Origin of the sequence: Methylobacterium aerolatum (assembly GCF_022179085.1) — a bacterium.
In the GTDB taxonomy this organism is placed as follows: Bacteria; Pseudomonadota; Alphaproteobacteria; order Rhizobiales; family Beijerinckiaceae; genus Methylobacterium; species Methylobacterium aerolatum.
This window is the reverse complement of record NZ_BPQE01000002.1, coordinates 94,262-110,051: the sequence shown is the minus strand read 5'-3', so window position 1 is coordinate 110,051 and position 15,790 is coordinate 94,262. Positions and strand designations below refer to the sequence as shown.

Annotated in this window: 17 protein-coding genes; 7 read left to right on the top strand and 10 right to left on the bottom strand. The window is 70.8% G+C overall.

Going from position 1 to position 15,790, the window contains the following annotated elements; genetic code table 11:
- Nucleotides 1-40: 40 nt before the first annotated feature.
- The 3 genes from MFF06_RS01005 to MFF06_RS00995 form a co-directional block, all read right to left on the bottom strand.
- Nucleotides 41-310, bottom strand: coding sequence for a hypothetical protein (locus tag MFF06_RS01005; RefSeq protein ID WP_238201134.1), 270 nt, complete (start codon nucleotides 308-310; stop codon nucleotides 41-43).
- Between the two features lie 248 nt (nucleotides 311-558).
- Nucleotides 559-849, bottom strand: coding sequence for a DUF1330 domain-containing protein (locus tag MFF06_RS01000; protein ID WP_238201133.1), 291 nt, complete (start codon nucleotides 847-849; stop codon nucleotides 559-561).
- 65 nt (nucleotides 850-914) lie between these two features.
- Nucleotides 915-1,808, bottom strand: coding sequence for a DUF3108 domain-containing protein (locus MFF06_RS00995; protein WP_238201132.1), 894 nt, complete (start codon nucleotides 1,806-1,808; stop codon nucleotides 915-917).
- A gap of 269 nt (nucleotides 1,809-2,077) precedes the next feature.
- Between MFF06_RS00995 and rpmB the strand changes: the two genes are divergently transcribed.
- The 3 genes from rpmB (at nucleotide 2,078) to MFF06_RS00980 (ending at nucleotide 3,546) form a co-directional block, all read left to right on the top strand.
- On the top strand, nucleotides 2,078-2,377 hold the full coding sequence (gene rpmB, locus MFF06_RS00990) for a 50S ribosomal protein L28 (protein WP_238201131.1): 300 nt from the start codon (nucleotides 2,078-2,080) through the stop codon (nucleotides 2,375-2,377).
- 144 nt (nucleotides 2,378-2,521) lie between these two features.
- Nucleotides 2,522-2,995, top strand: a complete 474-nt coding sequence (locus tag MFF06_RS00985; protein ID WP_238201130.1) for a nuclear transport factor 2 family protein — start codon at nucleotides 2,522-2,524, stop codon at nucleotides 2,993-2,995.
- Entirely contained in the window at nucleotides 2,992-3,546 is a 555-nt protein-coding gene (locus tag MFF06_RS00980) for a TetR/AcrR family transcriptional regulator (protein WP_238201129.1), read from the top strand. The genes MFF06_RS00985 and MFF06_RS00980 overlap by 4 nt, the downstream gene beginning before the upstream one ends.
- Before the next feature lie 22 nt (nucleotides 3,547-3,568).
- On the opposite strand, the gene cobT is transcribed toward MFF06_RS00980, so the two are convergent.
- From cobT to MFF06_RS00960, 4 genes are all read right to left on the bottom strand, one after another.
- Nucleotides 3,569-5,467, bottom strand: coding sequence for a cobaltochelatase subunit CobT (gene cobT / locus MFF06_RS00975; protein ID WP_238201128.1), 1,899 nt, complete (start codon nucleotides 5,465-5,467; stop codon nucleotides 3,569-3,571).
- A 6-nt stretch (nucleotides 5,468-5,473) separates the two neighbouring features.
- Nucleotides 5,474-5,974 carry a DUF29 domain-containing protein gene (locus tag MFF06_RS00970; protein ID WP_370876544.1) on the bottom strand — a complete coding sequence of 167 codons (501 nt, stop codon included), beginning with the start codon at nucleotides 5,972-5,974 and terminating at the stop codon, nucleotides 5,474-5,476.
- Between the two features lie 16 nt (nucleotides 5,975-5,990).
- Nucleotides 5,991-6,974: a cobaltochelatase subunit CobS gene (gene cobS / locus MFF06_RS00965; RefSeq protein ID WP_238201126.1), complete on the bottom strand. Its 984-nt coding sequence runs from the start codon at nucleotides 6,972-6,974 to the stop codon at nucleotides 5,991-5,993.
- A 231-nt stretch (nucleotides 6,975-7,205) separates the two neighbouring features.
- Complete coding sequence (locus tag MFF06_RS00960) at nucleotides 7,206-7,829, bottom strand: J domain-containing protein (RefSeq protein WP_238201125.1); 624 nt, start codon at nucleotides 7,827-7,829, stop codon at nucleotides 7,206-7,208.
- Nucleotides 7,830-7,934: 105 nt separating this feature from the next.
- Here MFF06_RS00960 and MFF06_RS00955 point away from each other — a divergent pair, with 105 nt between their 5' ends.
- Nucleotides 7,935-8,213, top strand: a complete 279-nt coding sequence (locus MFF06_RS00955; RefSeq protein ID WP_238201124.1) for a BolA family protein — start codon at nucleotides 7,935-7,937, stop codon at nucleotides 8,211-8,213.
- A gap of 22 nt (nucleotides 8,214-8,235) precedes the next feature.
- Entirely contained in the window at nucleotides 8,236-8,655 is a 420-nt protein-coding gene (gene arfB / locus MFF06_RS00950) for an alternative ribosome rescue aminoacyl-tRNA hydrolase ArfB (RefSeq protein ID WP_238201123.1), read from the top strand.
- Between the two features lie 41 nt (nucleotides 8,656-8,696).
- Here the strand turns inward: arfB and MFF06_RS00945 are convergent, their stop codons facing one another.
- The 3 genes from MFF06_RS00945 to MFF06_RS00935 form a co-directional block, all read right to left on the bottom strand.
- Nucleotides 8,697-11,831 (bottom strand): efflux RND transporter permease subunit, encoded by a 3,135-nt coding sequence (locus tag MFF06_RS00945; protein WP_238201122.1) that lies wholly within the window; start codon nucleotides 11,829-11,831, stop codon nucleotides 8,697-8,699.
- Between the two features lie 7 nt (nucleotides 11,832-11,838).
- On the bottom strand, nucleotides 11,839-13,203 hold the full coding sequence (locus MFF06_RS00940) for an efflux RND transporter periplasmic adaptor subunit (RefSeq protein ID WP_238201121.1): 1,365 nt from the start codon (nucleotides 13,201-13,203) through the stop codon (nucleotides 11,839-11,841).
- A gap of 88 nt (nucleotides 13,204-13,291) precedes the next feature.
- Complete coding sequence (locus MFF06_RS00935) at nucleotides 13,292-13,498, bottom strand: polyhydroxyalkanoate synthesis regulator DNA-binding domain-containing protein (RefSeq protein ID WP_238201116.1); 207 nt, start codon at nucleotides 13,496-13,498, stop codon at nucleotides 13,292-13,294.
- 244 nt (nucleotides 13,499-13,742) lie between these two features.
- Here MFF06_RS00935 and MFF06_RS00930 point away from each other — a divergent pair, with 244 nt between their 5' ends.
- Together MFF06_RS00930 and MFF06_RS00925 are read left to right on the top strand one after the other, a co-directional pair.
- On the top strand, nucleotides 13,743-14,420 hold the full coding sequence (locus MFF06_RS00930) for a response regulator transcription factor (RefSeq protein ID WP_238201114.1): 678 nt from the start codon (nucleotides 13,743-13,745) through the stop codon (nucleotides 14,418-14,420).
- Nucleotides 14,413-15,765, top strand: a complete 1,353-nt coding sequence (locus MFF06_RS00925; RefSeq protein WP_238201112.1) for an ATP-binding protein — start codon at nucleotides 14,413-14,415, stop codon at nucleotides 15,763-15,765. Before MFF06_RS00930 ends, MFF06_RS00925 begins: the two co-directional genes overlap by 8 nt.
- The last annotated feature ends 25 nt before the right edge of the window (nucleotides 15,766-15,790 follow it).

Genomic DNA, 15,790 nt, shown 5'->3' with positions numbered 1-15,790 from the left:
GGTTCCGAGGAAAGATCCCTGCGGACGGCCTCGGACGCCCCTAATATGGGCCACCGTGACCGCGCCTGCCAACCTGCGGCACGATGACGGGGTAAGCCTGGATCTGCAGGTCCACCGGTGGCTGCTGCGGCGCCACGTCGGCGCAGAGTGTATCCGGCACCGCCGTGAGCGGCCCGCGCCGGGGCGGCCGGTGCTCGATCACCTGCGCGGAGGAGAAGGCGTCGCCGCCGCAGGGCGAGCCGGCGGTGAGTGGCTGGGCCGCCGCAGGGGCGGCGCAGAGGAGGAGGGCGAGGAGAGCGAGGGCGCGCATCCGATGATTGCGCCCGGGCGCGGTAAAGATTGTCTGGCGCCGTTCCACCGAAGGGTGCGTCATCCACCGCCTTTGGCGGGAGCGAACCGAGGCCGCGCGCCCGGTCTCGATCCGTCCCGCTGCCCTGGATCGCCTCACGTCGTCAGCGATGAGGTGGGCAGATCCGCCGCCGTCTTTGCGGGCGATGCGAGGCGATCCGGTGACGCGCTCCTTTCCGGGACGTCCCGCCGACCCCGCCGCGACCGGATCTAGTCGACGCCTTCCACCAGCACGACCTCGCCGGTGCCGGCGGGCAGGCGCTTGGCCACGGCCGCTTGATACTCGGGGGAGTAGTAGTAGGTCCGCGCCGCCTCGTAGGACTCGAATTCCAGCACGACGTTGCGCGGCCGGGCCTCGCCCTCCAGCGCCTCGCTGCGCCCGCCCCGGACGAGGGGCTTGCAGCCGTATTTCCTCATCGCCTCGGAGGCCATGGCGGCGTACTCCTTGTACGTCTCCGGGTCCGTGACCGTCATGCGGACGATGATGTAGCCCTTGGCCATCGCTGTGCCTCCCGCGGCGCCTGCCGCCCGGCGGGGATAGGTCCCTTGCCGCGCGAAGGGAAGGGCTACTCGGCGGGCTGTCCCGCCTGGGCGAGGGCCGGGGCGGCGGCGACCGTCGCGGGCTCGGCGGTGCCGCTCCGGGCCCACCGGGTCGCCTCGATGATGTTGGTCCCGATCTCGGTGAGGACGGAGATCCGCAGGGGCACCAGCACCCGTGTGCCCTCCACGGGGGCGAGCCAGACGGACATCTCGCGGTTGTCCTCCATGAACTTCACCCCCGGCCGGTCGGGGCGGTGCCCGGCAATGGCCCGGTAGCGGGCGCTGCACACCAGCACCGGCCCGGCATAGCCCGGCTTCTGCACCTCCCGCGTCTCGGCGTAGCTCAGCACCACGTCGAAGCGCGTTGCGCCGTCGAACAGCGGGAGGGTGCGGTCGCAATTGGCCGGATCGAGGGCTCCGGCGCCCGCGCGGACGGGCATGACGAGGGCGCTCGCCGGATCGACGATGCCCCGCCGGTTGGCCGCCGTCACGGGAACGCGGTCCTGCATGTCCACCAGCGGCGGGACGATGGCCGTCTGCACCACGTTGCCGCGGGCCAACGCCATGCGCACGGTGATGCCGGAATTGGCGGTGCGCGTGGCGATCGCGAAGGCGTTCGGCAGGGCGCCGCTCGTGATGACGCCCGAGGAGCGGGCCGAGCCCTGGCCGCCGGTGATGGCGCCGACGAGCCCGGTCAGGGTGGCCGAGACGTCCACTTGGTAGGCGTCGCGCTCGAAGGCCCCCGAGAGGCGCGCCGTGCCGATCCGCAGCCCGGCGAGGGCGATGGCGTAGTCGATCTCGACGGACGACGCGGCGGCCTTCGCCGCCCGGGGGCGGGCGCCGCTGGCGGAGGGGCTCAGGCCGAGGGTGGCGGCCAGTCCGGCCGCCGCCAACGTCTTGACCGGAATCGTGAGGCGCATGGTCCGGCTCGAATCCAGGGGCCGCGCCGGACGGGCCGGGCGGTGGAAACCCGGTTATCCCCATGCCATGGTTAACAGAGGGTTGGAACGCCCGCCGTGCACGTCATCCGCGTTCCAGCCTTGACGGGACGGCCATGGGTCGCCTATAGCCGCCGCCTTCAACAGGACTCCGCCGGACCTGGTTTGACGCACGGGCGCGGCCCGCGGCGCGAAGGTTTGCGCAGGCTGCGATCTGGCCCGCGGCGGAACGAAACGGGATTATTCAAGTCATGGCGCGCCGCTGCGAACTCACCGGCAAGGCCGTTCTGGTCGGCCACCTCGTGAGCCACTCGAACCGCAAGACCAAGTGCCGGTTCCTGCCGAACCTCTGCAACGTCACGCTGCAGTCAGATGCGCTCGGCAAGCGCGTGCGTCTGCGGATCACCGCCCACGCCCTCCGCACCGTCGAGCACCGCGGCGGCCTCGATGCCTTCCTGGCGAAGGCGTCCGAGGGCGAGCTGTCGCAGACCGCGCGCCTCCTGAAGCGCGAGCTGCACAAGAAGCTCGCCGAGGCTCCGGCCGCCGCCTGAGGCGTCCTTCCTGCTTGATTCGAAAGCGACCGGCGCCCACAAGGCGCCGGTCGCTTTCGCATGTCCGGTCCTCTCGCAGGCGGTGGGATTGACGGGTCGTTTCCGACTCTGTACCGATCGGTACAGAGATCAGAGGAGCCTGCCATGTCCGAGTCGCGCCCGCCGCTGCCGCCCTTTACCGCCGCCTCCGCGGCGCAGAAGGTCCGCGCCGCCGAGGACGGATGGAACGGCCGTAATCCCGAAAAGGTCGCGCTGGCCTACACGCCAGACAGCCGCTGGCGGAATCGCGCGGAGATTTTTTCGGGTCGGCCGGCCATCGTCGAGTTCCTGACCCGCAAGTGGAGCCGGGAGCACGAATACAGGCTGATCAAGGAGCTCTGGGCGTTCCACGAGAATCGGATCGCGGTGCGCTTCGCCTATGAATTCCAGGACGAATCGGGCGCGTGGTTCCGGGCCTACGGCAACGAGAACTGGGAGTTCGATGCGAACGGACTGATGCAGGCCCGCCATGCCAGCATCAACGACCTGCCGATCCAAGAAGGCGAGCGCCTGTTCCATTGGGATCGTTCGTCCCCCCGCCCGGCTGATCATCCGAGCCTGAGCGACCTCGGCCTGTGAGCCGCACCGTTGCCGACAGGGCCGCAGCCATCGCCGCCGTCGCTGAAGTCTTTCGCGAGCACGGCTTCGAGGGAGCGAGCCTCTCGGCCATCACGGCGCGGACAGGACTCGGCAAGGGCAGCCTCTATTACTTCTTTCCCGGCGGAAAGGAGGAGATGGCCGAGGCTGTCCTGGCCGAGATCGATGGATGGTTCACCCGCGCGATCTTTTCTCCTTTGCGGGACGATGCCGATCCTGAGGCCGCGATCCGGCGGATGTTGCGCGAGACGGATTCGTATTTCCGTTCCGGCCGCCGAGTCTGCCTGATCGGCGCCTTCGCCCTGGGGGATACCCGCGACCGCTTCGCTGCACGCATCGCCGCGTATTTCGCGGCGTGGCGGGCCGCCTTGGCCGAGGCTCTGATGCGGGCCAACCGCCCAGAGGCATCCGAGCGAGCCGAGCACGCGGTTCTCGCGATCCAGGGCGCCCTGGTCCTCGCCAGGGCGCTGGGGGATCAAGCCGTGTTCGTCCGGGCGCTGGAACGGCTGGAGCGGGAACTTCTCGCGGAGTGAGTCGCTCCCCTCGACGTGGCTCCTAACGCCGCCCGCCCGCCGCCATCCGCACCGGTGCAGCGGCGCTGTCTTCCTCGAACAATTCGGCGAGCTTTTCCGTCATCGCGCCGCCGAGTTCCTCGGCGTCGATGATCGTCACGGCCCGGCGGTAGTAGCGGGTCACGTCGTGGCCGATTCCGATGGCCAGCAGTTCCACCGGCGAGCGGGTCTCGATGTCCTCGATCATCCAGCGCAGGTGGCGCTCCAGATAGTTGCCGGCGTTCACCGACAGGGTCGAATCGTCCACCGGCGCGCCGTCGGAGATCACCATCAGGATCTTGCGCTGCTCGGGGCGGCCGAGCAGGCGCTGATGCGCCCAATCGAGCGCCTCGCCGTCGATGTTCTCCTTCAGGAGCCCCTCGCGCATCATCAGCCCGAGGTTCTTGCGCGCCCGGCGCCAGGGGGCGTCCGCCGCCTTGTAGACGATGTGGCGCAAGTCGTTCAGGCGGCCGGGCGTGGGCGGCTTGCCCGCCGCGAGCCACGATTCGCGGCTCTGGCCGCCCTTCCAGGCGCGGGTGGTGAAGCCGAGGATCTCGACCTTCACGCCGCAGCGCTCCAGCGTCCGCGCCAGAATGTCGGCGCAGGTCGCCGCCACGGTGATCGGCCGTCCACGCATCGATCCCGAATTGTCGAGGAGCAGCGTCACGACGGTATCGCGGAAGTTCGTGTCCTTCTCCTGCTTGAAGGAGAGGGGCTGGAACGGGTCCGTCACCACCCGCACGAGGCGAGCGGGGTCGAGCTGGCCCTCTTCGAGGTCGAAGTCCCAGGCGCGGTTCTGCTGGGCGAGCAGGCGCCGCTGCAGGCGGTTCGCCAGCCGTCCGACGACGCCCTGGAGATGGGAGAGCTGCTTGTCGAGGTAGCTGCGCAGCCGTGCGAGTTCGTCCGCGTCGCAGAGGTCCTCGGCGTGGATCACCTCGTCGAATCGCGGGCTGAAGACCTTATACTCGGGACCGCGCGCCTCGTTCGCCTGCCGGGGCGGCGGGCGGGAGGCGTCGGAAGCCTCCTCCGATTCGGCATCCTCGGCCTCGTCGGGCAACTCACCGGAGGGCGCGTCGGCCTGCTCCTGGGCGCCTTCCTCGATCTCGTCGGAGGCGTCCTCCGTCGTCTCGATCTCGGCCCGATCCCCTTCCGACTTTTCCTCGGCGTCGCCCTCGCTCGGGTTCTGCTCGTCGTCCTGGGCATCGTTCTCGTCGTCGTTCTCGTCGTCCTCCGGGTCGAAGGGTGTCTCGTCCGACATGTCGAGGGAGGTGAGGAGGTCGCGGATCGAGCGGGCGAAGGCGCGCTGGTCCTCGATGGAGCCGATGAGCCCGTCGAGGTTCGGCCCGGCCTTGGCTTCGATATGCTCGCGCCACAGGTCCACGATCTTGGTGGCGGCCTCGGGCGGGGCCTGCCCCGTCAGCCGCTCGCGGACCATCAGGGCGACGGCGTCCTCCAGGGGCGCATCGGCCTTGTCGGTGATCGTCTCGTACTTGCCGCCCCGGTGGTAGCGATCCTCCAGCATCGCCGAGATGTTGCTGGCCACGCCCGCCATGCGCCGGGAGCCGATGGCCTCGACGCGGGCCTGCTCGACGGCGTCGTAGACCGCCCGCGCCGGAGCGTTCTCGGGGGCGAAGCGGCGATGGAGCGAGACGTCGTGGCAGCCGAGGCGCAGCGCCATGGCGTCGGCGTTGCCGCGCAGCACGGCGACATCGCCCGCCGACATCTTCCGCGGCGGCTCGGGCAGGCGGGCCTTGTCGCCCGTCAGCGCCGGCCGGTCGGTGGCGTAGGTGACCTCGATCTCGGCCTTGCGGGCGATGGCGCGCAGGCACCCCGCCACGGAACGCTTCAGGGGCTCCGCCACGGGCTCGCGCCGCTCGCCGGGCTTGCGGTTTGACAGGGACATGCGGGGCTACCGATCGGAATCGTAGTCGAAGGGACGATTCAGGATGTCGTCCCAGCTGTAGGGGCAATCGGTCGGGAGGGCGGTCGGCTTGCGGCGCATCTCGCGGGCGGCGCGGAGGCGGCCGGTGCGGAAACCCTCGGCCGTCGCCTCCGCGATCCGGGATCTGAGGCCCGGGTTTCGGCGCAGCTGTCGCTCGATCCGCACCCTCTGTTCCGCGATGGTCAGCGTCCAGCTTCGGCTGCGGCGCTCGGGCTGAAAATCCCACTTCAGGGCATGGGCCACGAGAACCTCGATCGCACTCTCGAGCTTGTCATATTGCTCCGAACCCACGTCACTCAGTTCCTCGGCGATATTCTCGAGGTCCAGAGCGTCGACCCGGCCCGCGCGCAGGAGCGCCACCTGCTCCTGCACCCAGGTGTAGACATCCGCCTCGTGGCGCGTCGCGCCCGCGCGCGGCGGCGCGAAGCCGTCGGCCTCCGTCTCCGGGCTCGGGGCAAGACGTCCCACGCTCTCCTCCATCCCGCTAGCTCAGGGCGACGTTCATCGCGCTTTCCGGCAGCTCCTTGCCGAAGGCGCGCTGGTAGAACTCGGCCACGAGCGTCCGCTCCAGCTCGTCGCACTTGTTGAGGAAGGTGACGCGGAAGGCGAAGCCGATGTCCTGGAAGATGTCGGCGTTCTCCGCCCAGGTGATCACCGTGCGCGGGCTCATGACGGTGGAGAGGTCGCCGTTCATGAACGCGTTGCGGGTGAGGTCGGCGACGCGGACCATGCGGTTGACGATGTCGCGCCCGCCATCGCCCTTGTAATGGGTGGCCTTCGACAGGACGATGTCGACCTCGCGGTCGTGGGGCAGGTAGTTCAGGGTGGTGACGATGGACCAGCGATCCATCTGGCCCTGATTGATCTGCTGCGTGCCGTGATAGAGGCCCGAGGTGTCGCCGAGGCCGACCGTGTTGGCGGTGGCGAACAGGCGGAAGGCCGGGTGGGGGCGGATGACGCGCTTCTGGTCGAGGAGCGTCAGGCGGCCGGAGACCTCCAGCACCCGCTGGATCACGAACATCACGTCCGGGCGGCCGGCATCGTATTCGTCGAAGACGAGGGCGACGTTGTTCTGGAGCGCCCAGGGCAGGATTCCGTCCTGGAAGGCGGTGACCTGCTTGCCGTCCTGCAGCACGATCGCGTCCTTGCCGACGAGATCGATGCGCGAGACGTGGCTGTCGAGGTTGATGCGGATGCAGGGCCAGTTCAGCCGGGCCGCGACCTGCTCGATATGGGTCGACTTGCCGGTGCCGTGGTAGCCGGTGACCATCACGCGGCGGTTGCGGGCGAAGCCGGCGAGGATGGCGAGCGTCGTCTCCCGGTCGAAGATGTAGTCCGGGTCGAGGTCGGGCACGTGCTCCTCCGACTCGGAGAAGGCGGGCACCTTGAGATCGAGGTCGATGCCGAAGACGTCGCGGACGGAGACGGTGCGGTCGGGGAGCCGGGCGGGCGTGTCGGCAGAAGACATTCGGAACCTCTTGGAGCGCGGGGCGGCCCGTCAGGCCGCATCCGCGCGGGAGACGCTAGGGGAGTGGTGTCCGCGAGCGGCGGAACCTTAGACGGCGGCGCGGAGAGCCGCTACCGCGAGGAACGACACCCTTCATATAGGCCCACAGGCCATCGCTTCGAGCGGGGCGGTGCATTGATCGTGCCGGGGCGGCGTCCCCTGCAACCCCGGCGTCGGTCCCGGCCGGTCCCGTCAGCACAGCCCCGCGGCCCGCAGGACGTCGTGGGCGCGGATGATGTCGCGCAGGCGATCCTCGAAGGAGCGGTCGCCGCCGTTGGCGTCCGGATGGAAGCGCTTCACCAGGGTCTTGTACTGGGCCTTGATCGCCGCGGAATCGGCCGCCTCGTCGAGGCCCATCACATCGAGGGCCTTGCGCACGGCGCCGGAGCGCTTGGGCCGCTCCGGCTCCTCGGGCCTCGTCCGGCGGCCCTTGTCGCCGACGCCGTTCGCCCGGAGGATGCCAAGCGGATCGACATAGGCCCAGTCGCGGGCCGCCTCGCCCTCGGGCTTGGACGGGCCGGTGCGGTTCACCCCCATCGCCCAGGTCGGCCGGTGGCCGATGAGCGCGTCCTTCTGGTACGCCTGGACGGCGGCGTCGTTCATCCCGTCGAAGTAGTTGTACGAGGCGTTGTAGGCGCGCACGTGGTCCATGCAGAAGCGCCAATACTGCCCTTCCGCCCTGCGCCCCTTCGGCGCACGGTAGAGCCCGGGCGCCGTGCAACCCTCGGCCTCGCACGTCGCCTCGGCAGCGGCCTTCGGCTCGTCGCAGGACGGCTTGATCCGGATGCTGTCGAACAGGCGCGAGTTGAGATCCATGACGGGCCGATTATGAGGGGGTCGCTCCGAGACACAAGTGCGCTGGGCCTGATGACGCATGCGCGGGATCGGGCTTGACGCACCCCGGAGGAGGAGGACGCTTGGATGGCTGAAACGCTTCGGGACTGGATGGAGATGCGGTTGCGGGCGGAGCTGACGCCCCAGCATCTCGACGTGATCGACGAATCCCACCTCCATGCCGGCCATTCGGGGGCCCGGCCCGGCGGCGAGACGCATTACAGGTTGGATATCGTGTCGGCGTCCTTCGAGGGAAAGAGCCGGGTGGAGCGTCACCGGCTGGTGAACGGCCTGCTCGATCAGGCCTTCGCCCGGGGCCTGCACGCCCTGGCGCTGCGCGCCCGCACCCCGGCCGAGGCGTCCTAACCGCCATGACCGGACGCCTGCCGTGACCCTCGTCTGCACGCCCCAGATCGCGATTCCCGACGGGGAGCTGATCGAGACCTTCGTGCGGGCCTCCGGTCCCGGGGGGCAGAACGTCAACAAGCTCTCGACGGCCGTCCAGCTGCGCTACGACGTGCGCCGCTCCCGCGCCCTGCCGGATGCCGTGGCGGTGCGCCTGATGCGCTTGGCCGGTCGGCGGCTCACGGATGACGGCATCCTCGTCATCAACGCCCAGCGCTTCCGCACGCAGGAGCGCAACCGGGCCGATGCGCGGGAGCGGCTGGCTGCCCTCGTCGCGGAGGCGGCGGTCCCGCCGACGCCCCGGCGCCCCACCCGCCCGACGCTGGCCTCCAAGAAGCGGCGCCTGGAGGAGAAGACCAAGCGCGGAACCACCAAGCGCCTGCGCGGCGCGCCGATGGAGTGACCCGTCCCTGGCCGCGCCCGCCCGCCCGCCCCGGCGGCGGATCAGGCGGCCGTTTCGGTTCGCTTGTCCGGGGACCGCCGCCCCTCCTTCCGCTCCGGCGCGGGCAGGAACGGCAGGCGCAGCCTCGCCGCGTAGGGGTAGATCGCGGGCAGCACGATCAGCGTCAGCAGCGTCGCGGTGATCAGGCCGCCGATCACCACCGTGGCGAGGGGGCGCTGCACCTCGGCGCCGGCGCTGGTGGACAGGGCCATCGGCAGGAAGCCGAGGGTGGCCACCAGGGCCGTCATCATCACCGGCCGCAGGCGCATCTCCGCCGCCTCGGTGGCCGCCTCCTGCGGAGAGAGGCCGTCCCGTTCGAGGTCGCGGATGTAGCTCGTCAGCACGACGCCGTTGAGGATCGCGATGCCGAAGGTCGCGATGAACCCGATGGCGGCGGGGATCGAGAAGGGCAGGCCGCGCAGGTACAGGGCCGCGATGCCCCCCGTCGCGGCGATGGGCACGTTGAGGAAGATCAGCCCGGCGAGGCGGATGTCGCCGAACATCACCACGAGGAGCATGAGGATCGCCGCGAGGGCCGCCGGCACGACGAGGGTGAGCCGGGCGGTCGCCTCCTGCAGGTTCTGGAACTGCCCGCCCCATTCCAGGGAGTAGCGCGGCGGCAGCTTCACCTGCTGCTGGACGGCGGCCTTGGCCGCATCGACGAAGCTCTGCACGTCGCGCCCGCGCACGTTGGCCTGGACGGAGATGCGGCGCTGGAGGCTCTCGCGGCTGATCTGCGCCGGGCCGGAGGCGACATCGACCGTCGCCACCATGGAGAGCGGCATCATCATCTTGCCGGAGCTGCCCACCGGCAAGTTGCGGATGCGCTCGATGTCGCTGCGGTCGGCGGCGGCCAAGCGCACCACGATCTCGGTGATGGCGTTGTCGTCGCCGTAGACGACGCCGCTGGTCCGGCCGCCGATGCTCTTCACCACGTCGAGGACGTCGGAGACGTTGATGCCGTAGCGGGCGGCCTTGCCCCGATCCACCGCGATGGTGAGCGTCGGCATGCCCGCCTGCGCCTCGGCCTTCACATCGGCCGCCCCCTGCACGCCGGAGACCGCCTTGACGATCTCGGCCGCCTTGTCGGCCAGGACCTTCAGGTCGTCGCCGAAGAGCTTGATCGCCACGTCGCCGCGCACGCCCTGAAGCAGGTCCTCCATCCGCATCTGGATGGGCTGGGAAAAGGAATAGGCGACGCCCGGCACCTCCTCCTTCAGCCGCTTGTCGAAGGCGGCCACCAGTCCGTCCTGGCTGTCGGCGGTCTTCCAGGTCGAGGGATCGGTGAGGGTGATGAAGCTGTCCGTCGATTCGACGCCCATCGGGTCGGTGGGGATCTCGGCGCTGCCGGTCAGCGAGACGACCTTCTTCACCTCGGGGAAGGATTTCAGCACCTGCTCGATCCGGTGCACGGTCTTGAGCGAGGCATCGAGGTTGATGCCCGGCAGCTTCTCCGAGGTGATGACGATGGAGCCTTCCGCGAGCTGCGGCAGGAACTCGCCGCCAAGCCGCGTCGCGAGAAAGCAGGAGCCCCCGAACAGGGCGAGGGTAACGAGCATGGTCAGCCCCGCCCGCCGCTCGGCGAAGCGCAGGAACGGCGTGTAGGCGCCCCGCACCCAGTGGACGAGGCGCGTCTCGTGCTCGCCGACGCCGCGACCGGTGAGGAAGATCGCCGCCAGCGCCGGCATCAGCGTCATGGTGACGACGAGGGAGCCGACGAGGGCGAGGATGACCGTGAGGGCCATCGGCACGAACATCTTGCCGGCCACGCCCTGCAGGGCGAGGATCGGCACGTAGACGACGATGATGATCGCCACCGCGAACATCACCGGCTTGGCGACCTCCGCCGTGGCGTCGCGCACCACGTCGAGGGGGTCCCGCTCGGGATGCTCGGCCCTGGCGCGCAGGACGTTCTCGATCATCACCACCGCGCCGTCGACGATCAGCCCGAAATCGATGGCGCCGAGGCTCATCAGGTTGCCGGACAGGCCGATGAGCCGCATCCCGGCGAACGCCATCAGCATGGAGAGCGGGATCGCCACGGCGACGATCAGCCCGGCACGCAGGTTGCCGAGGAGGAGGAGCAGGACGACGATCACCAGTGCCGCGCCTTCGAGCAGATTGTGCTCGACCGTGTGGATGGTCCGCTCCACGAGGGTGCTGCGGTCGTAGTAGGGCACGATCTCGACGCCGGGCGGCAATTGGCCCTTCAGCGACTCGATCGTCGCCTTCACCCCCTCCACCACGGCGCTGGCGTTCTCGCCGTACTGCATCAGCGCGATGCCGACGACCGTTTCGCCGGCCGCGTCGTGGGTCACGGCGCCGAGGCGCACCTTCGGCGCCTCGACGACCTGGCCGAGGTTCGAGACGAGCACCGGGACGCCCCCCGGCCCGGTCGTCACGACGCTGTTGCCGATATCCGCCGGCCCCTTGGCGAGGCCCAGACCGCGGATCGTCTCCTGCTGGTCGTTGTGCTCCAGATAGGCGCCGCCGCCGTCGGCGTTGTTGTCGCTGAGGGCCGTGTACACCTGCGCGAGGGTCACGCCGTAGCGGCGCAGGGCCTCCGCCGAGACCTGGACCTCGTAGGTCGGCATCTGCCCGCCATAGACGTTCACGTCCACGATGCCGGGGGTGAGCTTCAGCTTGGGCGAGATCGTCCACTGCAGGATGCGGCGCAACTCCATCGGGGAGGTGCCCGGACCGCGCAACTCGAACTGGTAGACCTCCCCGAGGCCCGTCGCCATCGGCCCCATCTCCGGGTCGCCGACGCCCGCGGGCATCATGCTCTTGGCCAGCGGCAGGCGCTGGAAGACCTGATCCCGCGCCTCGCGGATCGGCACGGCATCGTGGAAGGTCACGTAGACGGCCGAGATCCCGGCCCGCGACGTCGAGCGGATGCTCTCGATGCCCGGCGCCCCGGCCATCGCGTTCTCGACGGGGAAGGTGATGAGGCGCTCCACCTCGATCGGCCCGAGGCCGGGCGAGAGGGTGAGGACCATCACCTGCTTGGGGGAAATGTCCGGCACGGCGTCGATGGAGACGCCTTCGAGGTTCACGACGCCGCCCGCCGCCGCGGCGAGCGCGATCACGAGGATTAGGAACCGTCGCCGGACGAGCGCGCCGAACCAGCCCTTCATCGCGCCCTCAATCCGTGGAGCCGAGGAGGCTGCGCAGCAGGATCGCCTTCAGCCCGAAGCTGCCCTGCGTCGCCACCGTGTCGCCGACGGCGATCCCCTCTTTCACCTCCACCCAGTCGGTGCGCTGGATGCCGAGGGTGAGGGCCTGACGCTCGAAGGTGTCGGTCCCCGTCCGCTTGAAGGCGATGGGACCCTGCTCCGTCTGCTGGACGGACGCCGCGGGGATGGTGACGCCCGTCCGGCCGAGGTTGGCGGCGATCGTCACCGAGACGAACATGTTGGCCCGCAGGAGATCGTCCGGGTTGGCGATCTCGATCCGGGCCGGGGCGGTGTTGGTCGCGGGGTCGAGGGCGGCGTTGATCGCGCCCACCCGGCCCGTGAAGGCGGCGTGGCCGGGAATCGGGGCCTCGACCTCGGCCCCGTCGCCCGCCTTCACCCGGGCGATGTCGGGGCTGTAGAGGTTGGCGAGCACCAGCATCCGCGAGGGGTCCGCGACGGTGAAGGCGTCGCGACCGGTATCCACCACCTCGCCGAGGGTGACGCCGACGCTCGTGACCACCCCGGCGATGGGCGTGACGATGGCGCTGGTGCCGGGATTCGCGCCCTCGGCGGGGGCGAGGCGCTCGACCTGCGCCCGGAACGTCGCGGCATTGGCCTCGGCCGACTTCACGGCGGCCTGCGCCTTGGCGAGATCGACCTGACGCTTCTCCACCTCGGCCTTGGCGACGCCGCCGAAGGACAGTTGCTCCAGCCCGCGCTTCAACTGGAGGGCGGCGGCGGCCTCGGAGGCCCTCGCCTCACCGAGCGACGCCTCCGCCGAGGCGAGGCCGTTGCGGGCGTCGAGGATGCCGGCGGCGTCGAGGGTCGCCAGGGTCTGGCCCGCGCTCACCCGGTCGCCCGGCTGCACCGCGAGGCTGAGGACGCGGCCCTGCGTGCGCGGCTTCAGGTGCGTCACCCGCCGCTCGTCGAAGGCGACGGTCCCCGGCACGCGGACCGGCAGGACGATCGGCCGCGTCTCGGCCGTGCCGAAGGCGAGGCCGATGCGCTTCTGGCCCGCCGCGTCCAGGGTCACCGTGTTGGAGGCGCCGTCCTCGCCGCCCTTGTCGGCCTCGCCGGCCGGATCCTTGGCGGAGCCCTGGCCGTCTCCGTTCTGCGCCATCCCGTAGCCGACGGCCCGGAGGAGCGGCGCGCGCCAGTACCAAGCCGCCCCCGCGAGGGCGGCGAGCATCAGGAGCACGACGAGGCCGCGCCCACGACCCCGGCGGGCGGTGTCCGGCGCAGGCGCGGGCGGCCTCGCGGCCGGGGCCGAGCCGATGGTGTCGTCCGAGGCGCGGGTCTCCCCGTGGAACTCGGCGCCGTCGTTCAACGCCATGGCCGGTCGCCAGCGAAGGCACGCCGGCACGCGGCGCCGGTCCGCGGGGCGGTGCGGGCGGGGTTGGGGGGCAGGGCGAGCACGGCCGTCATGCGTCGAAGCCCGAGGGCAGCACGCAGTCGGTCACGAAACGGCCGGTCTCGACCTCGCGTACCACCACCTCGAACCCCTCCGAACGCCATTCCTTCAGCCGATCTATCGTCACATAGGTTTGGGTCGAGACGTCGTAGAGCCGCGCCTGCGCATATCGGTTGATGAGCCGTCTCGGCCGCCGCTTCCTAGGCACTCCCGACACCCCCGGACTCCTTCGGAGCCCTCCTGCTGACGCGCATGTCCGCCGATCCGCCATGCCGGCGATCCGCACCGTCCCGATCCGGCTGAGGCAGGGCGGGACGATGCGGCGCCGTGTTTCGAATTAGAGTTGTTCCAAATAATGGGAGGCCGGCCATCGCCCGCCATTAAATTCGGGTTCATTGTCGCCGTGGCGGGGCGACGAAGTCCCGGCGCGCGGGCAATGGGGTCATCCGGGGGAAACGAGCGTGGCGCGGCTGCTGTTGATCGAGGACGACGCGGAGACGGCCGAGGATGTCCTCGCCGACCTGCGCGGGCGGGGCCACGAGGTCGCCTGGGCGGCCACCGGGCCGGAGGGCGCCGCCGCCGCCGGGGAGGGCGGCTTCCGGGTCATCGTCCTCGACCGGATGCTGCCGGGCCTCGACGGGCTTAGCCTCCTGCGCAACCTGCGGCAGGGGGGAGACCGGACGCCGGCCCTCGTCCTCAGCGCCCTGAGCGACGTGGACGAGCGCATCGCCGGCCTGCGGGCGGGGGGCGACGACTATCTCACCAAGCCCTTCGCCCTGGGGGAGCTGGCTGCCCGCATCGAAGCCCTGTTGCGGCGGCCCGTGGAGCCGCGCGAGACCGTGCTGCGCCTCGGCAGCCTCGAACTCGACCTGATGGCGAACACCGCCAAGCGCGGCCAGCGCGACCTCGAACTCCTGCCCCGGGAACTGAAGCTGTTGGCCTACCTGATGCGGCGCCCGGGCCAGATCGTGACCCGCGCCATGTTGTTCGAGGAGGTGTGGGGCTACCGCTTCACTCCGAAATCGAACCTTATCGACGTCCATCTCGGGCGGTTGCGGCGCAAGCTGGAGGCGGGGGGCGAGCCGCCGGTCATCGCCAGCGTCCGAGGGACCGGATTCAGCCTGAACCCCGATGGCTGACCTCCTGCGCTCCACGGCCTTCCGCTGGGCGCTCGGCATCGCCCTGTGGACGGTGCTGTTCGCCGCCGCGCTCTTCGCCTTCGTCTACTGGCAGACGGCAGGCCTGCTGCGGGACGAATTGGCCGAGACGCTCCGCCTCGAGATCCGCGCCGCCGCCGCCGACCCGGCCCTGACGACGACGCGGGTCGAGACGTGGATCGCCATGGATCCCCACGCCACCCATTACGGCGGGGTGTTCGCGCCGGATGGCACCCCCCGGCTCGGCAACGTCGCCGCGTTTCCCGCCGGGTTGTCGCGCGATGGCGATGCCGTGCGGGTCCCGGCCCGAATCGCCCTCGCGGGGCGCGGCCTCGACGACGTGATCTGGGCCGCCGCCCTCTCCCTGCCGAACGGCGACACCGCGCTCATCGGCCACGATGCCGACGAGCTCGACCGGATGCGGGACATGACCCTGCGGGCCCTCGGCCTCGCCCTCGCCCCGACCCTCGTGCTGGCCATGGCCGGCGGCCTCTTCCTCGCGGACAGGGGGCGACGGCGCCTCGCCGCCACGGAGGCCGCCCTCGATCGGGTTATGCAGGGGGACCTGCGCCACCGGCTGCCGGTGGGCGCGCGCGACGACGAGTTCGCCCGCCTCGCCCGCAACGTGAACCGGATGCTCGACCGCATCGAGCACCTCATGGCCGAGATCCGCAGCGTCGGCGACGCGGTGGCCCACGACCTGCGCACGCCCCTCACGCGGCTGCGCACCCGCCTGGAGCGCAGCCGCGACCAGGCGCGCTCCCTGGAGGAGTTGCGCCTCTCCGTCGATCAGGGGCTCGCGTGGATCGATCAGACGCTCGGCATGGTCACCGCCGTCCTGCGGATCGGCGAGATGGAGGATTCCCGCCGCCGCGCCGCCTTCGGCCCCCTCGACCTCGCGGCCCTGGCCGCCGAGGCGGTCGAGCTGTTCGAGCCCCTGGCGGAGGAGCGCGGCCTCCGCCTGCGCGCCGTCGGCGGCCCGGCCGTCATCCAGGGGGACCGGGACCTCTGCGGCGAGGTCCTGGCGAACCTCCTCGACAACGCCATCAAGTTCACCCCGCCGGGAGGCGAGGTGCGCGTCCTGGTGGAGGGCGGACGCGCGCACACCGTCCTGGCCGTGGAGGATACCGGACCGGGGATCCCCGAGCCGGAGCGGGCGCAGGTCTTCCGCCGGTTCTACCGGGCCGACGCGGCCCGCCACACCGCCGGCCACGGCCTCGGGCTCGGCCTCGTCGCGGCCATCGCCCAAGTGCACGGCGCCACGGCCGTCGTCACCGATGCCCCCGGCGGCGGGTGCCGGGTGGAGGTGCGGTTCGGGGGTGGGTGAGGGGCGCCGCGCGCAGGAGCCCCCG

Excerpts from the sequence above, each read along its gene's own strand:
- cobS (WP_238201126.1), bottom strand. The coding sequence starts at position 6,974 with ATGTCTTCTGCCGACACGCCCGCCCGGCTCCCCGACCGCACCGTCTCC.
- MFF06_RS00985 (WP_238201130.1), top strand. The coding sequence starts at position 2,522 with ATGTCCGAGTCGCGCCCGCCGCTGCCGCCCTTTACCGCCGCCTCCGCG.
- MFF06_RS00940 (WP_238201121.1), bottom strand. The coding sequence starts at position 13,203 with ATGGCGTTGAACGACGGCGCCGAGTTCCACGGGGAGACCCGCGCCTCG.
- rpmB (WP_238201131.1), top strand. The coding sequence starts at position 2,078 with ATGGCGCGCCGCTGCGAACTCACCGGCAAGGCCGTTCTGGTCGGCCAC.
- MFF06_RS01000 (WP_238201133.1), bottom strand. The coding sequence starts at position 849 with ATGGCCAAGGGCTACATCATCGTCCGCATGACGGTCACGGACCCGGAG.
- MFF06_RS00945 (WP_238201122.1), bottom strand. The coding sequence starts at position 11,831 with ATGAAGGGCTGGTTCGGCGCGCTCGTCCGGCGACGGTTCCTAATCCTC.
- MFF06_RS01005 (WP_238201134.1), bottom strand. The coding sequence starts at position 310 with ATGCGCGCCCTCGCTCTCCTCGCCCTCCTCCTCTGCGCCGCCCCTGCG.
- MFF06_RS00955 (WP_238201124.1), top strand. The coding sequence starts at position 7,935 with ATGGCTGAAACGCTTCGGGACTGGATGGAGATGCGGTTGCGGGCGGAG.
- MFF06_RS00925 (WP_238201112.1), top strand. The coding sequence starts at position 14,413 with ATGGCTGACCTCCTGCGCTCCACGGCCTTCCGCTGGGCGCTCGGCATC.
- MFF06_RS00995 (WP_238201132.1), bottom strand. The coding sequence starts at position 1,808 with ATGCGCCTCACGATTCCGGTCAAGACGTTGGCGGCGGCCGGACTGGCC.
- cobT (WP_238201128.1), bottom strand. The coding sequence starts at position 5,467 with ATGTCCCTGTCAAACCGCAAGCCCGGCGAGCGGCGCGAGCCCGTGGCG.
- MFF06_RS00960 (WP_238201125.1), bottom strand. The coding sequence starts at position 7,829 with ATGGATCTCAACTCGCGCCTGTTCGACAGCATCCGGATCAAGCCGTCC.